The 20,953-nt window shown below is 70.4% G+C and carries 15 protein-coding genes; 6 read left to right on the forward strand and 9 right to left on the reverse strand.

The window, feature by feature from the left end; all coding sequences use genetic code 11:
* Positions 1-4: 4 nt before the first annotated feature.
* The 6 genes from ACIQWG_RS31160 to ACIQWG_RS31185 form a co-directional block, all read right to left on the reverse strand.
* Positions 5-1,831, reverse strand: coding sequence for a LamG-like jellyroll fold domain-containing protein (locus tag ACIQWG_RS31160; RefSeq protein ID WP_404101722.1), 1,827 nt, complete (start codon positions 1,829-1,831; stop codon positions 5-7).
* Between the two features lie 56 nt (positions 1,832-1,887).
* Positions 1,888-4,803 carry a glycoside hydrolase family 2 TIM barrel-domain containing protein gene (locus tag ACIQWG_RS31165; RefSeq protein WP_404101723.1) on the reverse strand — a complete coding sequence of 972 codons (2,916 nt, stop codon included), beginning with the start codon at positions 4,801-4,803 and terminating at the stop codon, positions 1,888-1,890.
* On the reverse strand, positions 4,803-5,639 hold the full coding sequence (locus tag ACIQWG_RS31170; protein WP_404101725.1) for a carbohydrate ABC transporter permease: 837 nt from the start codon (positions 5,637-5,639) through the stop codon (positions 4,803-4,805). The genes ACIQWG_RS31165 and ACIQWG_RS31170 overlap by 1 nt, the downstream gene beginning before the upstream one ends.
* Positions 5,640-5,654: 15 nt before the next feature.
* On the reverse strand, positions 5,655-6,608 hold the full coding sequence (locus ACIQWG_RS31175; RefSeq protein WP_404101727.1) for a carbohydrate ABC transporter permease: 954 nt from the start codon (positions 6,606-6,608) through the stop codon (positions 5,655-5,657).
* On the reverse strand, positions 6,608-7,894 hold the full coding sequence (locus ACIQWG_RS31180) for an ABC transporter substrate-binding protein (RefSeq protein ID WP_404101729.1): 1,287 nt from the start codon (positions 7,892-7,894) through the stop codon (positions 6,608-6,610). The genes ACIQWG_RS31175 and ACIQWG_RS31180 overlap by 1 nt, the downstream gene beginning before the upstream one ends.
* Positions 7,895-7,975: 81 nt before the next feature.
* Complete coding sequence (locus ACIQWG_RS31185) at positions 7,976-8,995, reverse strand: carbohydrate kinase family protein (RefSeq protein WP_404101731.1); 1,020 nt, start codon at positions 8,993-8,995, stop codon at positions 7,976-7,978.
* Between the two features lie 151 nt (positions 8,996-9,146).
* Here ACIQWG_RS31185 and ACIQWG_RS31190 point away from each other — a divergent pair, with 151 nt between their 5' ends.
* The 4 genes from ACIQWG_RS31190 to ACIQWG_RS31205 all read left to right on the forward strand — a co-directional run bounded on the left by ACIQWG_RS31190 (position 9,147) and on the right by ACIQWG_RS31205 (position 15,648).
* Positions 9,147-9,911: a DeoR/GlpR family DNA-binding transcription regulator gene (locus ACIQWG_RS31190; protein WP_404101733.1), complete on the forward strand. Its 765-nt coding sequence runs from the start codon at positions 9,147-9,149 to the stop codon at positions 9,909-9,911.
* A complete protein-coding gene (locus ACIQWG_RS31195) occupies positions 9,908-11,248 on the forward strand; it encodes a 6-phospho-beta-glucosidase (RefSeq protein WP_404101734.1) in 1,341 nt (446 codons plus the stop codon). Before ACIQWG_RS31190 ends, ACIQWG_RS31195 begins: the two co-directional genes overlap by 4 nt.
* A 102-nt stretch (positions 11,249-11,350) precedes the next feature.
* Positions 11,351-14,398 carry an alpha-mannosidase gene (locus ACIQWG_RS31200; protein ID WP_404101736.1) on the forward strand — a complete coding sequence of 1,016 codons (3,048 nt, stop codon included), beginning with the start codon at positions 11,351-11,353 and terminating at the stop codon, positions 14,396-14,398.
* Complete coding sequence (locus tag ACIQWG_RS31205; protein WP_404101738.1) at positions 14,398-15,648, forward strand: alpha-L-fucosidase; 1,251 nt, start codon at positions 14,398-14,400, stop codon at positions 15,646-15,648. The genes ACIQWG_RS31200 and ACIQWG_RS31205 overlap by 1 nt, the downstream gene beginning before the upstream one ends.
* 176 nt (positions 15,649-15,824) lie before the next feature.
* On the opposite strand, the gene ACIQWG_RS31210 is transcribed toward ACIQWG_RS31205, so the two are convergent.
* Entirely contained in the window at positions 15,825-17,507 is a 1,683-nt protein-coding gene (locus ACIQWG_RS31210) for a carbohydrate binding domain-containing protein (protein ID WP_404101740.1), read from the reverse strand.
* A 133-nt stretch (positions 17,508-17,640) separates the two neighbouring features.
* The gene (locus ACIQWG_RS31215; RefSeq protein ID WP_404101741.1) at positions 17,641-18,774 is read right to left on the reverse strand and encodes an ATP-grasp domain-containing protein; all 1,134 of its coding nucleotides are present in this window, start codon (positions 18,772-18,774) and stop codon (positions 17,641-17,643) included.
* Between the two features lie 347 nt (positions 18,775-19,121).
* Here ACIQWG_RS31215 and ACIQWG_RS31220 point away from each other — a divergent pair, with 347 nt between their 5' ends.
* Together ACIQWG_RS31220 and ACIQWG_RS31225 are read left to right on the forward strand one after the other, a co-directional pair.
* On the forward strand, positions 19,122-19,982 hold the full coding sequence (locus tag ACIQWG_RS31220) for a metallophosphoesterase family protein (RefSeq protein ID WP_404101743.1): 861 nt from the start codon (positions 19,122-19,124) through the stop codon (positions 19,980-19,982).
* Positions 19,979-20,659 (forward strand): 4'-phosphopantetheinyl transferase, encoded by a 681-nt coding sequence (locus tag ACIQWG_RS31225; RefSeq protein ID WP_404101745.1) that lies wholly within the window; start codon positions 19,979-19,981, stop codon positions 20,657-20,659. The genes ACIQWG_RS31220 and ACIQWG_RS31225 overlap by 4 nt, the downstream gene beginning before the upstream one ends.
* A 21-nt stretch (positions 20,660-20,680) precedes the next feature.
* Here the strand turns inward: ACIQWG_RS31225 and ACIQWG_RS31230 are convergent, their stop codons facing one another.
* Positions 20,681-20,911: a hypothetical protein gene (locus tag ACIQWG_RS31230; RefSeq protein WP_404101746.1), complete on the reverse strand. Its 231-nt coding sequence runs from the start codon at positions 20,909-20,911 to the stop codon at positions 20,681-20,683.
* Between the last annotated feature and the right edge of the window lie 42 nt (positions 20,912-20,953).

A 20,953-nucleotide genomic window follows, 5' to 3' on the forward strand; every position in this document is an offset into this window, starting at 1 on the left:
AGGGTCAGTGAGTCATGAAGGACGTGACGGGCAGCGCCCGTTCGACGACACGGACGTCGCCGAGGCGGCCGTACAGGATCTGGTCGATCCGGCCGCCGTACTCGTAGCCGCCGAGCAGCCACGGCAGACCGACCGAGGTCAGGCCGATCGCGGTGGCGTGCGGATTGCGGGCCACCGGGCAGCCCTGGACATACATCGTGGTGTGCCGGCCGTCGTTGACGACGGCGACGTGCCACCAGGTCTCCCGGGCGGTCTCGTCGCCCCAGTTGGTCGCGATGCCCTGCTGGTTGAGCGGCCGGACCGCCCACTGCGGGCCGGGTCCGTCGGAGAGGGAGAGGGTGACGAGCGGCTCGTCGGGGTCGCCCTCCGTCTTGCCGGCGGCGCCGCCCGTGCCGGTACGGCTGACCAGGCCGGCCCAGGCGTGGTGCGAGGCGTCCCAGTCGGCGGGGAGCCGGTAGAAGGCCTCGATGGTGTAGCCGTACCTGAAGGTGGCCGAGTTGAGCGGGGCGCCGTCGACCGTACGCAGGTACGCGCCCCGCAGCGGCGACTTGTAGCCCTGGAACTCCAGGCTGCCGTGGCCGGGCTGGTCGGGGTGGTGGTCGTCGGACCAGCCGAGCTTGCCGCCGCCGACGGAGACCACGGTGAGGTCGTTGCCGCGGCCGGACAGGTCGCGGACGGTGCCGGAGGCGGGGGAGTCGAAGCGCCAGTAGGCGGCGGTGCCCCGGATCAGCATCTGCGACGCGGGGCGCGCCGGGCGGGCCGGCACCGGGGCGAAGCCGGAGAAGCGGTCCGCGAAGTCGATGTCGACCGAGAACCGGTCGGCGTCGCCGCTGAGTTCGATCTCCTGCCGCTCCAGCTCGTTGAGGCCCCTCGCGGCCCGGCCCAGGATCCACGGCGAGACCGTCTCCACGTCGATGACGTCGCGGTCGAGGTCGAAGTGGTAGAGGCGGATCATGGCCGCGCCGCCGAAGTAGCGGTTCTGGTAGTTCGTCAGGTGCAGGTGGACGTCGTTACCCGCGGTGTTCTCGCGGACGGCGCGGCCCGCCGGCCAGTAGTGGCCGTTGAGGGTGAGGAAGATCTGGTCGTGGTCCTTGATCAGCTGGTCCCAGAGCTGCTGGCCGTACGACGACAACTGGTCTTCGTCGACCACGAGTTCGTGCGTGGTCAGGATGACGGGCGTCTTGGGGTGGCGGGCGAGGACGTCCTTCGCCCAGGCGTAGCCCTTCGCCGACAGCCGCCAGTCCAGCGCCAGCACCATCCACTCGCGGCCGGCCGCCTTGAACAGGTGGTAGGTGTTGTAGCCGTCGGGAGAGGCGCCGCCGAAGGTGGGCTTGCCCTGGAAGCGCTTCGGTCCGAACGTGTCCAGGTACGGCGTCGAGCCGCGCTGGTCGTCCGTGGACGACTTCACGTCATGGTTGCCGGCCAGGACGCTGTAGCCGACGCCCCGCCGGTCGAGCAGCTCGAACGCCTTGCCGATCGCGGCGCATTCCTCCTTCGCGCCGTTCTCGGTGAGGTCGCCGAGGTGGGACAGGAAGACGATGTTCTTCTCCCGGCCGTGCTCCAGGAGATAGCGCAGGGACGCCTCGACGGGCGCCGGGTTGATGCTCGGCCCGTCGAAGAGGTACTGGGTGTCGGGCATCACGGCCAGCGTGAAGCGACGGCTCTCGGTGTCGGGACGCCAACCGGCCGCCGAGGACGCCTCGGCCACGGCCGGCAGGGCGACACCCGTCGTGGCGGCGGCGCCGATCAGCGCGGTCGCGCGCAGGAATCCGCGTCTTCCGGCTCCGGCCTGCGGGCCCTCGCCCTGTTCCTGGTCATGCGAAGTACACACGTGTGCTCCGTAAGGAAGATCCGTGAGGAAAGCCGACGGTGAAGGGCGTGGGGGGATCAGAGAGCGCGCAGGGTCCAGCTCCAGCGGTGGATGCCCGGTGCGACCAGATAGGAGGGTGAGGTGTCGGGCCCGCAGGACGCGGTGCCCAGGCCCCGGTGCGCGGCGTCGATGTGCACCACGCAGCCGGGCCGCGGGACCAGCTCGTCGTGGTGGTCGGTGGCGGCGAGGTCCTCGGCGCGATGACGGGTCACCGAGATCTGACGGGGCTCGTCCAGCGTGACGGACAGCCCGGTGGCGTCCGGCGCCGACAGCGTGAAGTGTCGTACGCCGTGCCGGCCGCCGCTCTCCTGCGGCCGCAGATAGGGGGTGAACAACTCGTCCACCGGTACGGAGTGATGGCCGACGGGCGCGCCCGCGCTGCGGTCGGGATACGACTCCCAGGGCCCCTGCCCGAACCACTCCAGCAGGTCGAGCCCCGCGACCGTCTCGAAGACCGTGCCGACCCGCGCCACATCGTCGAACGCGGCCGGCAGCTCGGCCTCCTCCTCGACCCGGATCCCGCCCTCGACGGGCGTGAACACCTGCCGGTGCCGTACGACACCGGTCGTGCCCGCGTACTCCGCGTCCACCGTGACCCTCCCGGCGTCCCGCCGCACCGACACGACCTTGCGCACCAGCGCGTCGAGTCCCCAGCTCCGCCAGCGCTGTGCCATGCCGCCGAGCTCGTCGTTGTCGGTGGGCGCCCGCCACAGCGAGAGGGTGGGCGCGGCGGTCAGCAGCGGGTGGACGAGGAGACCCTCGCCGTCCACCTCGGCGTTCCCCTCGACGGGAGAGACCTCGACCGGGTCCGGTCCGCGCAGCCTGATCTGCGGCACGCACACCTCGGTGCCGCGCGGCGCCCACGGCTGGTCCTCGGCCACCGTCACACGCAGCGTCAGCCAGGCCTCGCCGCCGTCCTGCGGCACCGCGAAGGGCAGCGGCACGGCGGCCGTCTCCCCGGGGCACAGGTTCGGCAGCCGCGCCGGCCCGGTCAGCGTCGTACCGTCCGCCAGGTCCAGCCGCCACTCGCCCGCCAGCCAGTCCAGACCGCGGAAGTGCTGGTGGTTGCCGAGCACGATGCCCTCGTGCTTGTAGCACTCGATGCGCACCGGCGCCGCGATCTCGCGGTGCTCGTACATGGCGGGCTTGGGCGTGCGGTCGGGGAAGACCACGCCGTCGGCGATGAAGGCGCCGTCGTGGATCGTCTCCCCGAAGTCGCCGCCGTAGGCCCAGCGGTACCCGGCGGCGGCGACACCGTTGTCGAAGAGCCCGGCGCCCGCGCGCCCGGCAGGTCTGCCATCGCTCACGCGTTGCAGAATTCCGTGGTCCCAGAACTCCCAGATGAAGCCGCCCTGAAGACCTGGGGTGGACTCGATGGCAGCCCAGTGGTCGGCCAGCGTGCCGTTGCTGTTGCCCATGGCGTGCGAGTACTCGCACTGGATGAGCGGTCTGGTCTGCTCGCCGGAGAGCGCGTGGGCGACACAGTCCTCGAGGGGCGCGTACATGGGGCAGGCGATGTCGGAGGCGTCGTCCGTCGCCGCCCAGTCGAGCTTGGCCGCCCCCTCGTACTGGACGGGCCGCGTCGGATCGTGCCGGCGCACCCAGCCGGCCGCCGCGTCGTGGTTCGCGCCGTAGTCGGACTCGTTGCCCAGGGACCAGATGATGACCGACGGGTGGTTCTTGTCGCGCAGCACCATGCGGGAGACGCGGTCCACGAAGGCGTTGAGATAGCGCGGGTCGTCGGCGATCTCGTGCGCGTGGTCGTGGGACTCGATGTCCGCCTCGTCGACCACGTAGAAGCCGAGCTCGTCGGCGAGGTCGTACAGCGCCGGGTCGGCCGGGTAGTGGGAGGTGCGGATCGCGTTGAAGCCGAAGCGCTTGAGCAGGACGAGGTCCGCGCGCAGGTCGTCGTACGACACCGTGCGGCCGGTCAGCGGGTGGAAGTCATGGTGGTTGACGCCCCGGATGAACACCCGCTCCCCGTTGACGAGCAGATCCCGGCCGACGATCTCGACGTCCCGGAAGCCGATCCGGTGCCGGGAGGTGTCGGCGACCGTGCCGTCGGCGCGGTGCAGCCGGACGCTCAGGTCGTACAGCTCGGGTGTCTCGGCGTTCCAGGTGCGCACGTCGTCCACGACGGTCCGCATCCGTGCCTCGCCGAGGAAGTCGGAGACCCGCTCGTCCGCCGCGTTGGCGCGGTCGAACTCCGCGTCCTGCGCGAGCGGTCGGCCGTCCAGCTCGCCGGTGAGGTACCACCCCGCGGGCAGGGCCCCGCCCGCGTCCCGCACCTGGCAGTCGACCCGAAGCTCGCCGCTGAGAGCGGCCCGGACGGTCACGTCCGCGAGATGCAGCGGGTCCGTGGCGTACAGCAGCACCGATCGCGTCACGCCCCCGTGCCACCACTGATCCTGGTCCTCGATGTGCGAGGCGTCCGACCACTTCACCACGGTCAGCCGTACGGTGGCCCGCTCGCCGGCGCGCACCAGTCCCGTGAGATCGAACTCGGCGGCCAGGTGCGAGTCCTTGGAGATGCCCACGGGCCGCCCGTCCACGTGCACCAGCAGCACGCTCTCGGCGGCCCCGACCTGGAGCACGATCCGGCGTCCGGCCCAGCCGGCGGGGACGTCCACCGCACGCTCGTACACGCCCGTCGGATTCGCCGCGGGGGAGCCGGGCGGAAACTCGGCGAACGGCATCCGCACGTTGGTGTACTGCGGCAGGTCGTCCGTGCCCTGCATGGTCCAGGCGCCCGGGACGTACGAGGACGACCAGGCACCGCCGACCGGCGCGTGGGGAGCCGGCAGCAACTGGAACCGCCAGTCGCCGTCGAGGGGGAGTGCTCCGGAGCGCCGGTCGACGGCGTTCATGGGCAGGCGCCCCCAGGAGGTCACCTCGGGTGCCTCCCAGGGGCGCAGCCCCAGCAGCGGGTCCATCAGCGGATGGCCCCCTTGCCGAGGTCGCCGATGATCTGGCGGGCGCCGATCGCGAACACGATCAGCAGCGGGACGAGGGCGAGCAGCGCGCCGGTCATGACCATTCCGTAGTCGGTGGTGCCGTGGGTGCCGTTGAGCTGGGACAGCGCGACCTGGAGGGTCACGTTGTCCGGGTCGGTCAGGGCGATCAGGGGCCAGGCGTAGTCGTTCCACTGGCTCATGAAGGTGAAGATGCCGAGGAAGGCGAGGCCGGGCCGGACGACCGGCAGCGCCACGTGCCAGTACTGGCGCAGGAAGTTGGCGCCGTCGATCCGTGAGGCGTCGAGGAGTTCGTCGTGGATGGCGCTCCTCATGTACTGGCGCATCCAGAAGATGCCGAACGCGTTGGCCGCCGCCGGCACGATCAGCGCGGTCATCGAGCCGATCCAGCCGATCTTCGCCATCATCACGAACTGCGGGATGATCGCCAGCTGCGTCGGCACCATGAAGATCACCATCAGCAGCGCGAACAGCACCCGGCGGCCCGGGAACTCGAACTTGGCGAACACGAACGCGGCCAGGGAGTCGAAGAGCAGGACCAGGAAGGTCACGGCCGAGGCCACCAGCAGCGAGTTGAGCATCGAGCCGACGAAGTCGAGGTTGTCGAACAGGCTGCGGACGTTCTGGAGGAAGTGGGAGCCGGGCAGCAGCTTCGGCGGGTAGGAGAAGATCTCGGTCGACGTGTGCGTCGACATGATGACGGCCCAGTAGAACGGGAAGGCCGACAGCAGCAGTCCGACGACGAGCACGGCGTGCAGCGCGACGCCCCGGCCGCGGGTTCCCTTGATGGTTGCCATGGTGGTCGGGCCTCCCTAGTCTTCGCCCCGGCGCTGCACCAGCCGCCAGTTGATGATCGAGAAGATGACGACGACGAGGAAGATGCCCCACGCCACGGCGGCGCCGTAGCCGAAGTCGTTGTTGTCGAAGGTCTGCTGGAAGAAGTAGAGGACCATCGTCCGGCCCGCGTGGTCCGGGCCGCCGGAGAACGTCGAGTCGTTCGAGGTGTTCTGGAGCAGCACCTGTGCCTCGGTGAAGCTCTGGAGGCCGGTGACCGTCGAGACCACGAGCACGAACAGCAGCGTCGGCCGCAGCATGGGCAGCGTGATCCGGAAGAACGTCTGCACGGGCCCGGCACCGTCCACCCGCGCCGCCTCGTACAGCTCGCTCGGGACGGTCTGGAGTCCCGCGAGGAAGATGATCGCGTTGTAGCCGGTCCACTGCCAGGTCATCAGCGTCGCGATGGCGACCTTGATGCCCCACGGTGTGTTCAGCCAGGCCACCTGGTCCAGGCCCACGGCCTGCAACAGGGCGTTGACGAGGCCGAAGTTGGTGGAGAAGACCGAGCCGAAGACGATCGCGATCGCGACGACCGAGGTGACGTTCGGCAGGAAGTAGGCGAAGCGGTAGACGTTCTTGAAGCGGACCGCGGAGTTGAGCATCACGGCCGTGACCATCGCCAGGAAGATCATGGGGAACGTGGCCAGCGCCCAGATGACGATCGTGTTCCCGATCGAGGACCAGAAGTCGCTGTCGCTCAGCAGGTACTGATACTGCGACAGACCCGCCCACTCCATGGACCCGAGCCCGTCCCAGCGGTGGAAGGACAGGTAGAGCGAGAAGCCGACCGGGATCAGACCGAAGGCGAGGAACAGCAGGTAGAAGGGCGAGATCGCGGCATAGAGGTGCCAGTGCTTGCGCAGGCCGGTCCTCGGCCGGGCCGGTGCGGTCGGGGCCACCGCGGGCGGGGTCTGCTCGATGACGGCCATCAGTGGCTCACCCCCAGGTGCTCCGCGATACGCCGGCACTTGCTCATGGCGTCACTCCAGGCTTTGTCCGGGTCCTTGCCGAGGACGCCGACGTTCTTGATCTCGTCCTTGATGGGCTGCCCGAGCGCCACGTCGTACGGGCTGTTGTAGGCGACCACGATCTTCTGCGCGGCCGGCCCGAAGACGTCCGTCGTCACCTGGCCGCCGAAGAAGGGGTCGGGCTCACGCAGTTGCTTCAGGTCGTAGGAGGCGGGCGTGGAGGGGAACAGGCCCGCGTCGACGTAACCCGTGGCCTGGTTGGCCGCGTCGAGCATCCAGGTGATGATCTCGAAGGCCCGCTCCGGCTCCCGGCACGCCTTGGTGATCGACAGGAACGAGCCGCCGTTGTTGGAGGGCCGCACGGGCATGTCGGCGATGCGCCACTTGCCCTTGGTCTTCGGGTTGCCGTTCTTGATGTCGTACGTCGCCCACGAGGCGCCGAGCTGGCTGGGCAGCTTGCCGGAGTCGACCGCCGATATCTGGTCCGGGGTGCCGGTGACGAGGTTCGAGACCAGCTTGCGCTTCTTCGCCTCGACGGCCAGCGCCCAGGCGTCACGGACATGCTCCTGGTCGCCGATGAAGTGGCGGTCCTTGTCGACGTACCGCTTGGCGCCCTGGTTGACCACGTTCTCGAAGACGCTCTGCACGTCGGTGAGGAGCGAGGTCCCCGGGATCCGTCTGCCGAGCCGCTCACCGGCGGCGAAGAACTTCTCCCAGGTGTTCAACTCCCTGGAGACGTCGGCCGGTTCGTACGGCAGGCCCGCCTTGCGGAAGACCTCGTACTGGTAGAAGTGCGCGACCGGCCCGCAGTCGATCGGAAAGCCGATCATCGTGCCGTCGTCGGCGATGCCCTGGTCCCACTTCCACGGCAGGTACTGGCTGCGGTACTTGTCCGCGCCCAGTGTCCGCAGGTCCACGAACTGGTCCGCGTTGGGCAGATAGGACGCCATGTCCTCGCCCTTGAGGCCCGCGATGTCGGGGACGTGGGCCTGACCGGTCATCGTGGTGATCAGCTTGGACCGGTAGTAGCCGCCGATCTTGATGGCCTGAAGGTCGACATCGGCGTCGTAGCGGGCCTTGGCGTTCTTCAGGACCGTGTCGCCGAGGCCGCCGTCCCAGTACCACAGGACCATGTTCCGGCCGGTCGAACCGGTCGGAACGGCACAGCCGGACGCCAGGCCGCCGAGCGCCGTGGCGGCCGTGCCGGCCAGGCCCGCGCGGAGCAGGCCTCTTCGTGAGAGCCGCACAGCTCCCACCGCCTTTCGGATCTTTTCGGGACTTCGCAGAAGAGGGGCATGTGGGGGAGTCCACGTGGGGGGAGGAGGAGTTCAGTGCTGCCGTGCGGGTGGGGTGACGGGTGCGTACGCGACGGGCGGTCCGGGATCGGCCGGGAGGCGGTCCGCCAGGAAGCCGTACGCCCGCTTCGGTTCGGGATCGGTCAGCGAGCGCCACCAGCGGTCGACGCCGTACCAGCCGGGCGCGGCCAGGGCACCGCCGTGCCGCTGGACCGACAGCCCGGCGGCCAGCACGGCGAACCTCAGCCGTTCCTCCAGTGGCCAGCCGCCCAGCGAGGCCGCGACGAAGCTCGCCCCGAAGACGTCCCCGGCGCCCGTCGCGTCGAGTACGCCGACGTTCAGGGCGGGCACGTCCGCGTACTCGCCGGTCACCTGGTCCACGGCGACCGCGCCGTCGCCGCCGCGTGTCACCACCGCCACCGGCACCAGCTCGCTGAGCGTGCCGAGCGCCGCGATGGCGCTGTCGGTACGGGTGTAGGCCATGGCCTCGGTCTCGTTGGGGAGGAAGGCGTGGCACAGGGCGAGCTGGTCGAGGAGGTCCGTCGACCACTGCTGGGTGGGGTCCCAGCCGACGTCGGCGTAGATCCGCGTGCCGTTCGCGGCGGCCTTGGCCAGCCACTCGCGCGGTTCGGCCTCGATGTGCACGAGGGCCGTGCGCGCCTCGGGCGGGTCGCCCATCAGCGCGTCCTGCGAGTACGGGGGCTCCTGGCCGTGGGTGACGAGCGCCCGGTCGTGGCCGTAGGCGAGGGAGACGGTGACGGGGGTGGGCCAGCCGTCCGCGGTGCGGGAGAGCGAGAGGTCGATGCCTTCCTGGTCGCGCAGGATGTCCCGGCAGTACTCGCCGTACAGGTCGTCGCCGAACACCGTGGCCAGCGAGGTCCTCAGACCGAAGCGTGCGGCCGCCACCGCCAGGTTGGCGATACCGCCGGGCCCGCAGCCCATACCGCCGGTCCAGATCTCCTCGCCCGGTGTGGGCGGCTTCCCGAGCCCCGTGAGAACGAGGTCGTAGAAGAGCAGCCCGGTCAGCAGCACATCGGGCCGGTCGTCGTCCACGGGAACGTCCTCTCGTTCGAGACCCGTTCGAAGAGCGCGTCAAAACTCTTCATTTCGGTGACCGGAATCGTGCGCCGCTCCGGGAGATTGGTCAATACCCGAGCAGAAATGAGCATGGCGATGATTGAAGATGACGAGTAGTGTTCACGCCGTGCTGGCAGAACGACGACACCAACTCATCCTGCGGGCGCTGCGCGCCGGCGGCCCCGCGGCCGTGACCGATCTCTCCGAGCAACTGGGCGTGAGCCCCGCCACGGTCCGCCGTGACCTGCTCAAACTGGAGGAGGACGGCCTGCTCACGCGGGTGCACGGCGGCGCGGTCGTGGAGGAGGGCGACCAGCCCTTCGCCGAGGTCGCCGGGGTGCGCGTGGCCGAGAAGGACGCCATAGCCGAACGCGCCGCCGCGATGATCCAGGACGGCCAGTCGGTGCTGCTCGACATCGGCACCACCGCCTTCCGGCTGGCCCGCCGGCTGCACGGCCGCCGGCTGACCGTGATCACCAGCAACCTGGTGGTCTACGAGGAGCTCGCCGACGACGATGGCATCGAGCTGGTGCTGCTCGGCGGCATGGTCCGCCGTGAGTACCGCTCCCTGGTCGGCTTCCTCACCGAGGACAATCTGCGTCAGCTGCATGCCGACTGGCTGTTCCTGGGCACCAGTGGAGTGCGGCCGGGCGGACACGTGATGGACACGACGGTGGTGGAGGTGCCGGTCAAGCGGGCCATGATCAAGGCGAGCGACAGGATCGTCCTGCTCGCCGACGCGGCGAAGTTCCCCGGGCACGGCATGGCGAAGGTGTGCGGTCCCGAGGATCTGGACGTGGTGGTGACGAACGCGCCGGTCGACACCGTGACGCATTCCTCCTTGCAGGAGGCGGGCGTCGAGGTCGTCGTGGCGGGAAAGGTGCAGACGTGAGGCTGACGATTCTGGGCGGCGGCGGATTCCGGGTGCCGCTCGTGTACGGGGCGCTCCTGACGGACCGGGCCGAGGGCCGGGTCACCCACGTAGTGCTGCACGACCTGGACGCCCGAAGGCTCTCCGCCGTGACCCGCGTACTCGCCGAACAGGCCGCCGCGGTGCCCGACGCACCCGAGGTGAGCGCCACCACCGACCTGGACGAGGCGCTGCGCGGCGCCGACTTCGTCTTCTCGGCGATCCGCGTCGGCGGCCTCGAAGGCCGGGCGGACGACGAGCGGGTCGCGCTCGCCGAGGGCGTCCTCGGCCAGGAGACGGTCGGCGCGGGCGGCATCGCCTACGGCCTGCGCACGGTCCCGGTCGCCGTCGACATCGCCCAGCGGGTGGCCCGTCTCGCGCCGGACGCCTGGGTCATCAACTTCACCAACCCCGCCGGACTGGTCACCGAGGCCATGTCCCGCCACCTCGGCGACCGCGTCATCGGCATCTGCGACTCGCCGGTCGGCCTCGGCCGCCGTATCGCCCGCGTGCTCGGCGTGAAGAACCCCGGCGAGGCGTGGATCGACTACGTCGGCCTCAACCACCTCGGCTGGGTACGCGGCCTGCGCGTCGCCGGCCGCGACGAACTCCCGCGGCTGCTCGCCGACTCCGACCTGCTCGGCTCCTTCGAGGAGGGCAAGCTCTTCGGCGTCGACTGGCTCCAGTCGCTCGGCGCCGTCCCCAACGAGTATCTGCACTACTACTACTTCAACCGCGAGGCCGTCCGCGCCTACCAGGAGGCCGACAAGACCCGCGGTGCCTTCCTGCGCGAGCAGCAGGCCGGCTTCTACGAGCGGATGCGCGACCCGGGTGCCTCCGCGCTGGAGATCTGGGACCGCACCCGCGCCGAGCGCGAGGCCACCTACATGTCCGAGAACCGGGAGACCGCCGGCGCCGGCGAGCGCGACGCCGACGATCTCTCGGGCGGCTACGAGAAGGTGGCGCTGGCGCTGATGAGGGCCATCGCCCGTGACGAGCGCACGACCCTGATCCTCAACGTCCGCAACCAGAACACGCTGTCGGTGCTCGACTCCGACGCCGTGATCGAGGTGCCCTGCCTGGTCGACGCCAACGGTGCCCACCCGGTCGCCGTCGCCCCGCTGCCCGACCACGCCACCGGGCTGGTCTGCTCGGTGAAGGCGGTCGAGCGGGAGGTGCTGGCCGCCGCCGAGTCCGGTTCGCGGACCACGGCGGTGAAGGCCTTCGCGCTGCACCCGCTGGTCGACTCGGTCAACGTGGCCCGCAGGCTGGTCGAGGGGTACTCCTCGGTCCATCCGGGGCTGGCGTACCTTAAGTAGCGCTCACCCGCGAAAGCGCTTTCCAGTGCTTTCCCCAGTCTGTCCGTCCTCGCCCTGCCCGCCCTCGCCTCCCCTCCGTTCTCTCCCTCTCTGGAGACACTGATGCACGACGAACGCCGCCGGATCGAGGAACGCGTCGAGCGCGTCCACAACCAGCGCATCAAGCCCGCGATCTACTCGGCCACCGTCCCGTTCGGGGTCGAGGCCTGGCAGGCGCCGGGTGAGCCGGTCTCCTTCGAGGAGGCCGCGGCCGCCCGGTACGAGCCCTTCGCGATGGACACGCCCTGGGGCCCGCCCTGGGGCACCACCTGGTTCCGGATGCGCGGACAGGTACCCGCCGAGTGGGCCGGACGACGGGTCGAGGCGGTCATCGACCTGGGCTTCGTCAGCGACTGGCCCGGCAACCAGGCCGAAGCCCTGGTCCACCTGCCCGACGGCAGGCCCCTGAAGGCGGTCAACCCGCTCAACCAGTACGTGCCGATCGGCAACCCGGCCAGGGGCGGCGAGGAGATCGACTACCTCGTCGAGGCCGCCTCCAACCCCGACATCCTGGCCAACGACTTCGCCGCCCCGACCCCGCTCGGCGACGTCCTGACCGCGGGCGACAAGCCCCTCTACACCTTCCAGCGCGCCGACCTCGCCGTCCTGGACGAAGAGGTCTGGCACCTGGACCTGGACCTCCAGGTGCTGCGCGAACTCATGGTCCACCTCGGCGAGCACGAACCACGCCGGCACGAGATCATGCACGCCCTCGACCGGGCGATGGACGTCCTGGACCTGGACGACATCTCCGGGAGCGCCACGGCAGTGCGCGAGGTGCTCGCGCCCGTCCTCGCCCGCCCCGCCCACGCCAGCGCGCACACCGTCTCCGGCGTAGGCCACGCCCACATCGACTCCGCCTGGCTGTGGCCCATCCGCGAGACCAAGCGCAAGACGTCCCGCACCTTCTCCAACGTCACGTCCCTCGCGGACGAGTACGAGGACTTCATCTTCGCCTGCTCGCAGGCCCAGCAGTACGAGTGGGTGCGCGACAACTACCCGCACGTGTGGGCGCGCATCCAGGAGTCGGTGAAGAAGGGCCAGTGGGCGCCGGTCGGCGGCATGTGGGTCGAGGCCGACGGCAACCTGCCCGGCGGCGAGGCCATCGCCCGCCAGCTGATCCACGGCAAGCGGTTCTTCATCGAGCACTTCGGCGTCGAGACCAAGGGCGTCTGGCTGCCGGACTCCTTCGGCTACACCGCCGCCTATCCGCAGCTCGCCAAGCTCGCCGGCAACGAGTGGTTCCTGACCCAGAAGATCTCCTGGAACCAGACCAACAAGTTCCCCCACCACACCTTCTGGTGGGAGGGCATCGACGGCACCCGCATCTTCACCCACTTCCCGCCGGTCGACACCTACAACGCCCGCTTCAGCGGTGAGGAGATGGACCGCGCGGTCCGCAACTACCAGGAGAAGGGCGGCGGTACGCGCTCCCTCGCCCCCTTCGGCTGGGGCGACGGCGGTGGCGGCCCGACCCGCGAGATCATGGAACGGGCGCGCCGGCTGGCCGACCTGGAAGGCTCGCCCAAGGTCGTCGTCGAGCACCCCGACGAGTTCTTCGCCAAGGCCCGCGCCGAGTACGAGGACGCCCCGGTCTGGAACGGCGAGCTCTACCTGGAGCTGCACCGCGCCACCTACACCTCCCAGGCCCGCACCAAGCAGGGCAACCGGCGCAGCGAACACAAGCTGCGTGAGGCCGAGTTGTGGGCCACGACCGCCGCGCTGCACGCGCCGGGCTACACCTACCCGTACGACAAGCTCGACCGGCTCTGGAAGACGGTCCTGCTGCACCAGTTCCACGACATCCTGCCGGGCTCCTCGATCGCCTGGGTGCACCGCGAGGCGGAGGCCGAATACGCCCGGGTGGCAGAGGAGTTGGAGGCGCTGACGGCCGAGGCGGTCGCGGCGCTCGGCGGGGGAGGGACCCGGGTCTTCAACACCAGCCCGTACGAGCGCGCCGAGGTGGTCCGTACGGCCGACGGCGCCCCGGCGTACGTGCAGGTGCCCGCGAACGGCAGCGCGCCCCTCGCGCCGGCACGGCCCGCGCAGCCCGTCTCCGTCTCCGGCCGGGTCCTCGACAACGGCCTGGTCCGGGTCGAGATCGCCGAGGACGGCACCCTGGCGTCCGTCTTCGACCTCCGGGCGAACCGCGAAGTCCTCGCGGACAAGGGCAACCTGCTCCGCCTGCACACCGACCTGCCCAACTACTGGGACGCCTGGGACATCGACAAGCACTACCGCAACCGCTACCGGGACCTGCTGGACGCGTCCTCCGTCACGGTCGTCGAGGAGGACCCGCTGATCGGCGCGATCCGCGTCGAGCGCTCCTTCGGCAAGGGCTCGAAGCTCACCCAGACGGTCACCGTGCGCGCCGGCAGCCCCCGTATCGACTTCGAGACCGAGATCGACTGGCACGAGGCCGAGAAGATCCTCAAGGCGGGCTTCCCGGTCGACATCCGCGCCCCGCACTCCTCCGCCGAGATCCAGTTCGGCCACATCCAGCGGCCCACGCACACCAACACCACCTGGGAGGCGGCCCGCTTCGAGGTCTCCGGCCACCGCTGGGTGCACATCGCCGAGCCCGGCTACGGCGTCGCGGTCATCAACGACTCGACGTACGGCCACGACGTCACCCGTACGGTCCGCGAGGACGGCGGAACGACGACCAGGGTCAGCCTCAGCCTGGTGCGCGCCCCGCGCGTCCCGGATCCCGAGGCCGACCAGGGCATGCACCGCTTCACCTACTCCCTGCTCCCGGGTGCGGGCATCGAGGACGCCGTCGCCGAGGGCTACGCCCTCAACCTCCCGCTGCGCGTGGCGGACGCGGCGGGCGCGCCCGAGCCGGTCGTCTCCGTGGACGGCGACGGGGTGACCGTCGAGGCGGTCAAGCTGGCCGACGACGCGTCCGGTGACGTCGTCGTACGGCTCTACGAGTCCCGGGGCGGCCGGGCCCAGGGCGTGCTGCGCACCGGATTCCCGCTGGCCGGCGCCCAGATCACCGACCTCCTGGAGCGCCCGCTGGAGCCGGCCGTCGTCGACGGCGGGGTCGCGGTCTCGCTGCGCCCCTTCCAGGTGCTGACCCTGCGCCTCCAGCGCGCCGAGGGGAACTGATGGCCGTACAGCCCTGGTTCACCGACGCCAAGCTCGGGATCTTCGTCCACTGGGGCATCTACGCCGTCGACGGCGTCCAGGAGTCCTGGTCGTTCTACGACGACATCGTCCCGTACGACCGGTACATGTCCCAGTTCGACCGCTTCACCGCCTCCCGCTACGACCCGCGCGACTGGGCGAAGCTCTTCGCGCGGGCCGGCGCCCGGTACGCCGTCCTGACCAGCCGCCACCACGACGGCGTCGCCCTGTGGGACACGGCGTACGGCGATCTGAACGTCGGCCGCGACCTGATAGCCGGATACGCCGACGCCCTGCGCGAGCAAGGCCTCAAGGTCGGGCTCTACTACTCGCACTCGGACTGGAGCCACCCCGACTACGCCTCCACCCGCAAGCCCGGCCGCCCGCCGGAACTGGAGGACAACCGCTACTCGGAGGTCGCCGCCGAGTTCGAGGACCTGGCGGCCTGGGAACGCTTCCTGGCCTACCGGGACGGCCAGATCCGCGAACTCGCCTCCCGCTACGAGCCCGACCTGATGTGGTTCGACGGCGAGTGGGACCGCAGCGAGGAGCAGTGGCGGATCCACGAGTTGGCCGCGCTGATCCGCTCCGAGGTGCCGGACGTCGTCTTCAATGCCCGGATGCTGAGCGAGGGCGACTACGCCACGCCCGAGCAGGGCGCCCCGGTGGTCCCGCCCGACGGCCCCTGGGAGCTGTGCCTGACGATCAACGACTCCTGGGGCCACCAGCACCACGACCACAACCACAAGTCGGTCGACCAGCTGATCCGGTACTTCGCGGAGACGATCGGCGGCGGCGGCAACCTGCTGCTGAGCGTCGGGCCACGCGAGGACGGCACGATCCCCACCGAGCAGGCCGAGCGCCTGGAGGGGCTGGGCGACTGGATCGCCAAGCACGCGGAGGCGGTGTACGGAACCGGGCGCGGCCTCCCGGCCGGCCACCACTACGGCCCGAGCACTCTCTCCAAGGACCGCCGCACGCTCTACCTCGTCCTCTTCGACGCCCCGCGCGCGCAGATCAACGTCCGGGGGCTGCTCGGCTCGGTCCGCCGGGTCACGGTCCTGGGCAGCGGCACCGAACTGGCCCACCGGATCACCGGCGGCCTGCACGAGACACCCGGGGTGCTCTGGATCGAACCGCCCACCGGGGCCGACCTCGACCCGCACGCCACCGTGCTCGCCGTCGAGTTGGACGGGGAGCTGGAGCTGTACCGGGGGTCGGGCCGCTTCTGACCCCGCGACACGCCTCGGGCCGGCCGGCCGCCACCCCCGTGACAGCCGCCGGCCGGCCCGAATCCCCCGTACTTCCCCCGTGGTGGCGCGTTCCCCCGTTGTTCCCCCGTTGCCCTTTCACTCTTATGAGCGCGGGGTCGGCGCCCTGATACACCCTTCCGGGAAAGAGTTCTGTCTCAGCCCGTGAACCCGGCCGTGATGGACGTGAACTGCCAGTTGTTCTGGCTGATCCCGGAGCAGTTGCTCGTCACCCCGCCGCCCGGACACGGCCGGTCGCGATTGACCGACCAGAAGGCGAGACGGGCGATGTGGTGGGAGTTGGCCCAGTCCCGGATCTGGGTCCAGGTCGCGGGCGAGGTCAGCTCCTGCTGGTCGGACAGGCCGTTCATGCCGGAGATGCCGATGTGGGCGTAGGCCGTGGCGTCGTCCCACCCGAAGGTGGACTTCAGCTTGTTCTTCAGCCCCTCCGTCGCGTTCACGGTGTTGCCGTACATGTCGGCGCCGCCGCCGAAGTCGAACGGCATGATCGTGAACACGTCGATCCCGGTGTTCAGCGCCCTGGCCTGCTCGATGAGCCGGTTGCCCCAGTACGTCGGCCCGGTCGTCGAGGTGCCGAAGGTGACGATGGTCCGCAGACCGGGGTTGTTCGCCTTGACGATCTTCAGGGCGTTCAGGATCCGGTCCTGCACCGTCGCGTTCTCGAACTCGTCCGTGTTCTCGATGTCGACGTCGATCGCCTTCAGCCCGTAGGCGTCGATGACCCGCTGGTACGCACCCGCGAGCGCCTCGGCCGACGAGCAGTTGGGCCCGAGCTTGTTGCCGCTCCAGCCGCCGATCGACGGCACGATGTCACCGCCCGCCGAACGGATGGAGTTGATGACGCTCTGGTCGTTGCCGCCGGTCAGCGGACGCTGTCCGTCCCAGGCCGGGTTGCAGCCGCCGGAGGACAGGATGAACGCCATCGTGAACCACTTGACGCCGGTCGCGCTCATCACCGAGGTCGCGCTCGGCGGGTCGCCCCAGCCGAGGTACAGATAGGGCGCGGCCTGCTTGAAGCCGGTACCGCCACCGCCGCCCGTATCCGTGGTGACCGTGACGGCGTTGGAGGCGGGCGAGGTGTTCCCGGCCGCGTCCCGCGCCTTCACCGTGAAGGTGTACGAGGTGCTCGCCGCCAGAGCGCTCACCGTGGCGCTGGTGCCGGAGACGCTGAGCACCTGGTTCGACCCGCTGTAGATGTCGTACCCGGTCACGCCCACGTTGTCCGTCGAGGCGTTCCACGCGAGCGACACGCTGGATGAGGTCTTGCCCGTGGAGCGCAGGCTGCCCGGAGCGGTGGGCGCCTGGCTGTCCGAGCCGCCGCCGGGACCGTCGAGGCTGATGTCGTCGGCGTAGTAGGTGCCCTGGGCGTACCAGCCGTGCACATAGACCGTCGCGCTGGTCTGTGCGGCACCGGTGGTGAAGGACAAGGACAGCTGACTGTACGCCGACGGTGAGGACGTCCATGTGGAGGCGCCGCCGTCCACCCCGAGGTAGACGTAGGACCCGCGCACCCAGCCGCTCAGGGTGTAGGTCGTGTTCGGCCGCACGGAGACGCTCTGGCCGCACTTGGCGATGTCACTCGAACTCACCGCCCCCGCAAGGGCCTTGGACCCGGCGCGCACGGGGGAGGAGACGACCGAGCCGAGGTTGCCGGTGCAGGACCAGGGGGAGAGGCTGCCCGACTCGAATCCCGGGTTGGTCAGGACGTTCGCCGCGTGGGCGGTACCGGGGAGGGCGACGGCTCCCGTGACGGCGAGAGCGGCGGTGCCGAGCAGGGCGAGAAGTCGATGTCTGAGACGTCTGAGAGGTTGGTTGCGCACGTGATCTCCCTGGGAAAAGTGGGGTGTTCGGGAGTGCACAGGTGCTGAGAGAGTGCGCAGACCAAGTTGGTATGGACCAATCCCGCTGTCAAGCTCTGACGTCGAGATCGGTCCATAGCAACGTTGAGTGGGGCTAGAGCGGCAGGGCCTGGGCCGCCTCGCTCCCGACCGGGTCGACCGTCGCCGGCGAGGGCACCGCGGGGAGCAACGGCTCCGTCTCCTCGGCCCGCTGCTGCGGAATGGACACGGGCCGCACCGGCCGCGGTCCCGAGACCACCGTGTAGTCCTGCCCCAGGAACGGCGGAACCACCTCGCCCGGGTCCTCCCCTAGCGCCAACTGCACCGCCAGCCAAGGGACGTTGACCCCGCACAGCGACAGCTGGTGCAGTCCACCGGCGGGCCGTGTGTTGACGTCCATCAGCACCGGCGTCTCACCGAACATCCGGAACTGGATGTTGGACAGGTAGTGCAGCCCGAACCCCTCCGCGATCAGCCGGGCCGGCTCCAGCCACTGCTCGTGCAGGGTGAACCCACGACGCCGGCCGTTCTTGACCCGGCCGATCGCCAGCCGCACCCGGTTGTCCGGACCGGTGAGACAGTCCACCGACACCTCCGGCTGCTCCAGCCGCGGCATGACCAGCCAGTCCACCGGCTCGTCGGCCCGGCGCAACGCGTCCAACACCAGATCCAGCTGCACATACGGTGTGGGGAACCCGCTGAGGTGCAGAAGCGAGAAGGGGGCGCGCGTGATGACCCGGAAGCCCACCCCGCCCGCGCCGGACGCGGGCTTGAAGCAGGCCTTGTGACCCGCCGCCTCCAACTCCTCGACGGCGGCGAGGAGTTCGTCGGCGTTGCGCACCCGCCACCACGGCGGCACCGGCACCCCGACCGCCTGGACGGCCTCGTACGCGATCACCTTGTCCTGGAAGACCGCCACGGCCTGCGGCGGGGGCGCGAGCAGCGCCGTACCGAGCGCCTCGAAGTCCGCGCGGTGCGCCACGATCGCCGACTGGTGCAGCCGGGGCACGAACACATCGATGCCCCTGCGCCGGCACTGGGCGAGGGCGTACTCCACGTACCCGGCCGGGGACAGGCCCTCCGGCTCCAGCTCGGCGGTGTCTGCGGCGGCCAGCACGGGTGAGTCGGCGTCCCCGTGCGTCGCATGGATCTCCACGGCCCGATCGCTGGGATTTCGTCGCAGCTGATCCATGAAGAAGACGTTCTCCGCGTACGTGCGGTTGAGCCAGACGCGTACGCGAGAGACCATGCAGGGCCGTCCTTTCGGGGTTCGCGGGCAGGGCGAAGCAGACCCGTGCCCGGGCAAGGTGAATGGAGGGACACCAAATCGCCCCTTGCGAAGGGACGTTCAAAGCCGTGGTGTTGCGGCGATCATACGGGTTTCAAGGGGTGCCGCGTGCAACGTACGTGTTACGGAATTGCGGATGCTTCCTGACCGTCTCGGGCCGTCCCGGTGCTCCCCGCCCGGCGACGACGTGATCCGCCCTTGTGACGGTGTGGGCCGGTGTGTTCTCGTGGTCTCGTTCGTATGATCGTCCGAGTGAGAGACGGGGCGGGATTCCGTACGGGATCCCGTGTGACCGGAAGGGGCGCAGGGTGACGTCGACGGTCGGCGGTGCCGGAGAACTGCTGGCCATCAGCGATCTGCACATCGGGTACGAGGAGAACCGCGCCCTCGTCGAGGCGATGCGGCCCGGCTCCGACGACGACTGGCTGCTGGTCGCCGGTGACGTGGCGGAGACGGCCGCCGACATCGGCTGGGCGCTGAAGACGCTCGCCGGCCGCTTCCGCAAGGTCGTCTGGGCACCCGGCAACCACGAGCTGTGGACCCACCCGAAGGACTCCGTCACCCTGCGCGGCGTCGCCCGCTACGAGCACCTGGTCGAGCTGTGCCGGGAACTGGGCGTGACGACCCCCGAGGACCCCTACCCCGTCTGGGAGGGCCCCGGCGGCCCGGTGGCGGTCGCGCCGCTGTTCCTGCTGTACGACTACTCCTTCCTGCCCTCCGGCTGCACCACCAAGGAGGAGGGGCTGAGGTACGCCCACGGCACCGGGATCGTCTGCAACGACGAGTACCTGCTGCACCCCGACCCCTACCCGTCCCGCGAGGCCTGGTGCGAGGCCCGCGTCGCCGAGACCGAGCGCCGGCTCGCCGAGCTCCCTGAGGACCTGCCGACCGTCCTGGTCAACCACTACCCGCTGGACCGGCACCCGACGGACGTACTCTGGTATCCCGAGTTCGCCATGTGGTGCGGCACCCGGCTGACCGCGGACTGGCACCGCAGATTCCGCGTCGAGACCATGGTCTACGGCCATCTCCACATCCCCCGGACCACCTGGCACGAGGGCGTCCGCTTCGAGGAGGTCTCGGTGGGATACCCCCGCGAGTGGCGCAAGCGACCGGACCCGCCGGGACGGCTGCGCCGGATTCTGCCCAAGGAGGACGGGGCGCGTTGATCGAGGAACTGCTGCCGGACCCGGTGGTCACCGTCGAGGCGTACGGCGACGACGAGGCCGAGGTGGGGGCGCTGTACCCCGAGGAGGAGGCGGTCGTCGCCCGGGCGGTCGACAAGCGCCGCAGGGAGTTCGCCGTCGTACGCTCCTGCGCCCGCAGCGCCATGGAGAAGCTCGGCGTGCCGCCGCAGCCGATCCTGCCCGGCGAGCGCGGCGCCCCCGGCTGGCCGCCCGGCCTCGTCGGCAGCATGACCCACTGTGACGGCTACAGCGCCGCCGCGCTGGTCCGCGCCGCCGATCTGGCCTCCCTCGGCATCGACGCCGAACCGCACCAGCCGCTCCCGGAGGGCGTGCTGCCCGCCGTCGCGCTGCCCGCCGAGGCGGAGCGGCTGCGCCGTCTGGCGGGCGATCACCCGGACCTCCACGGGGACCGGCTGCTGTTCAGCGCCAAGGAATCCGTCTACAAGGCGTGGTTCCCGCTCACCGGCAAGTGGCTGGACTTCACCGAGGCCGACATCGACGTCTTCGTCGACCCCGGTGAGCGGCACAGCGGCGGGTTCCGCGCCCGGCTCCTGGTACCGGGCCCCCGGGTGGGCGAGCACCGGCTCGACGGCTTCGAGGGCCGCTGGACGGTCCAGCGGGGGCTGGTGGCGACCGCCGTGAGCGTGCCGCACACATGAGGCCCCCGCGCTGCGAGTCCGCTACGGTTCCGCCGGGCACCAGCTCGTCAGCAGCTTGAAGAACTCCTCCTCGTTGCCCGTCAGGCCGGCCGCCGCCAGCGCCTCTTCCGCCTCGGCGAGGACGGCGGGCGGTACCACGGGTGGTCGGCCCTTCCCGGGGGGACCGTCGAACGCGGCTCGTACGGTGTGCAACAGCCGCAGATAGGCCTGGACTGCGGTGCGCTCGCGATCGGTCAGTACGGCGGTGGGCATCGGTCGGCTCTCCCCAAGTCGGCGTCGTCGCGTCACGCCCCG

This window comes from Streptomyces sp. NPDC098781, assembly GCF_044759995.1.
GTDB lineage: Bacteria > Actinomycetota > Actinomycetes > Streptomycetales > Streptomycetaceae > Streptomyces.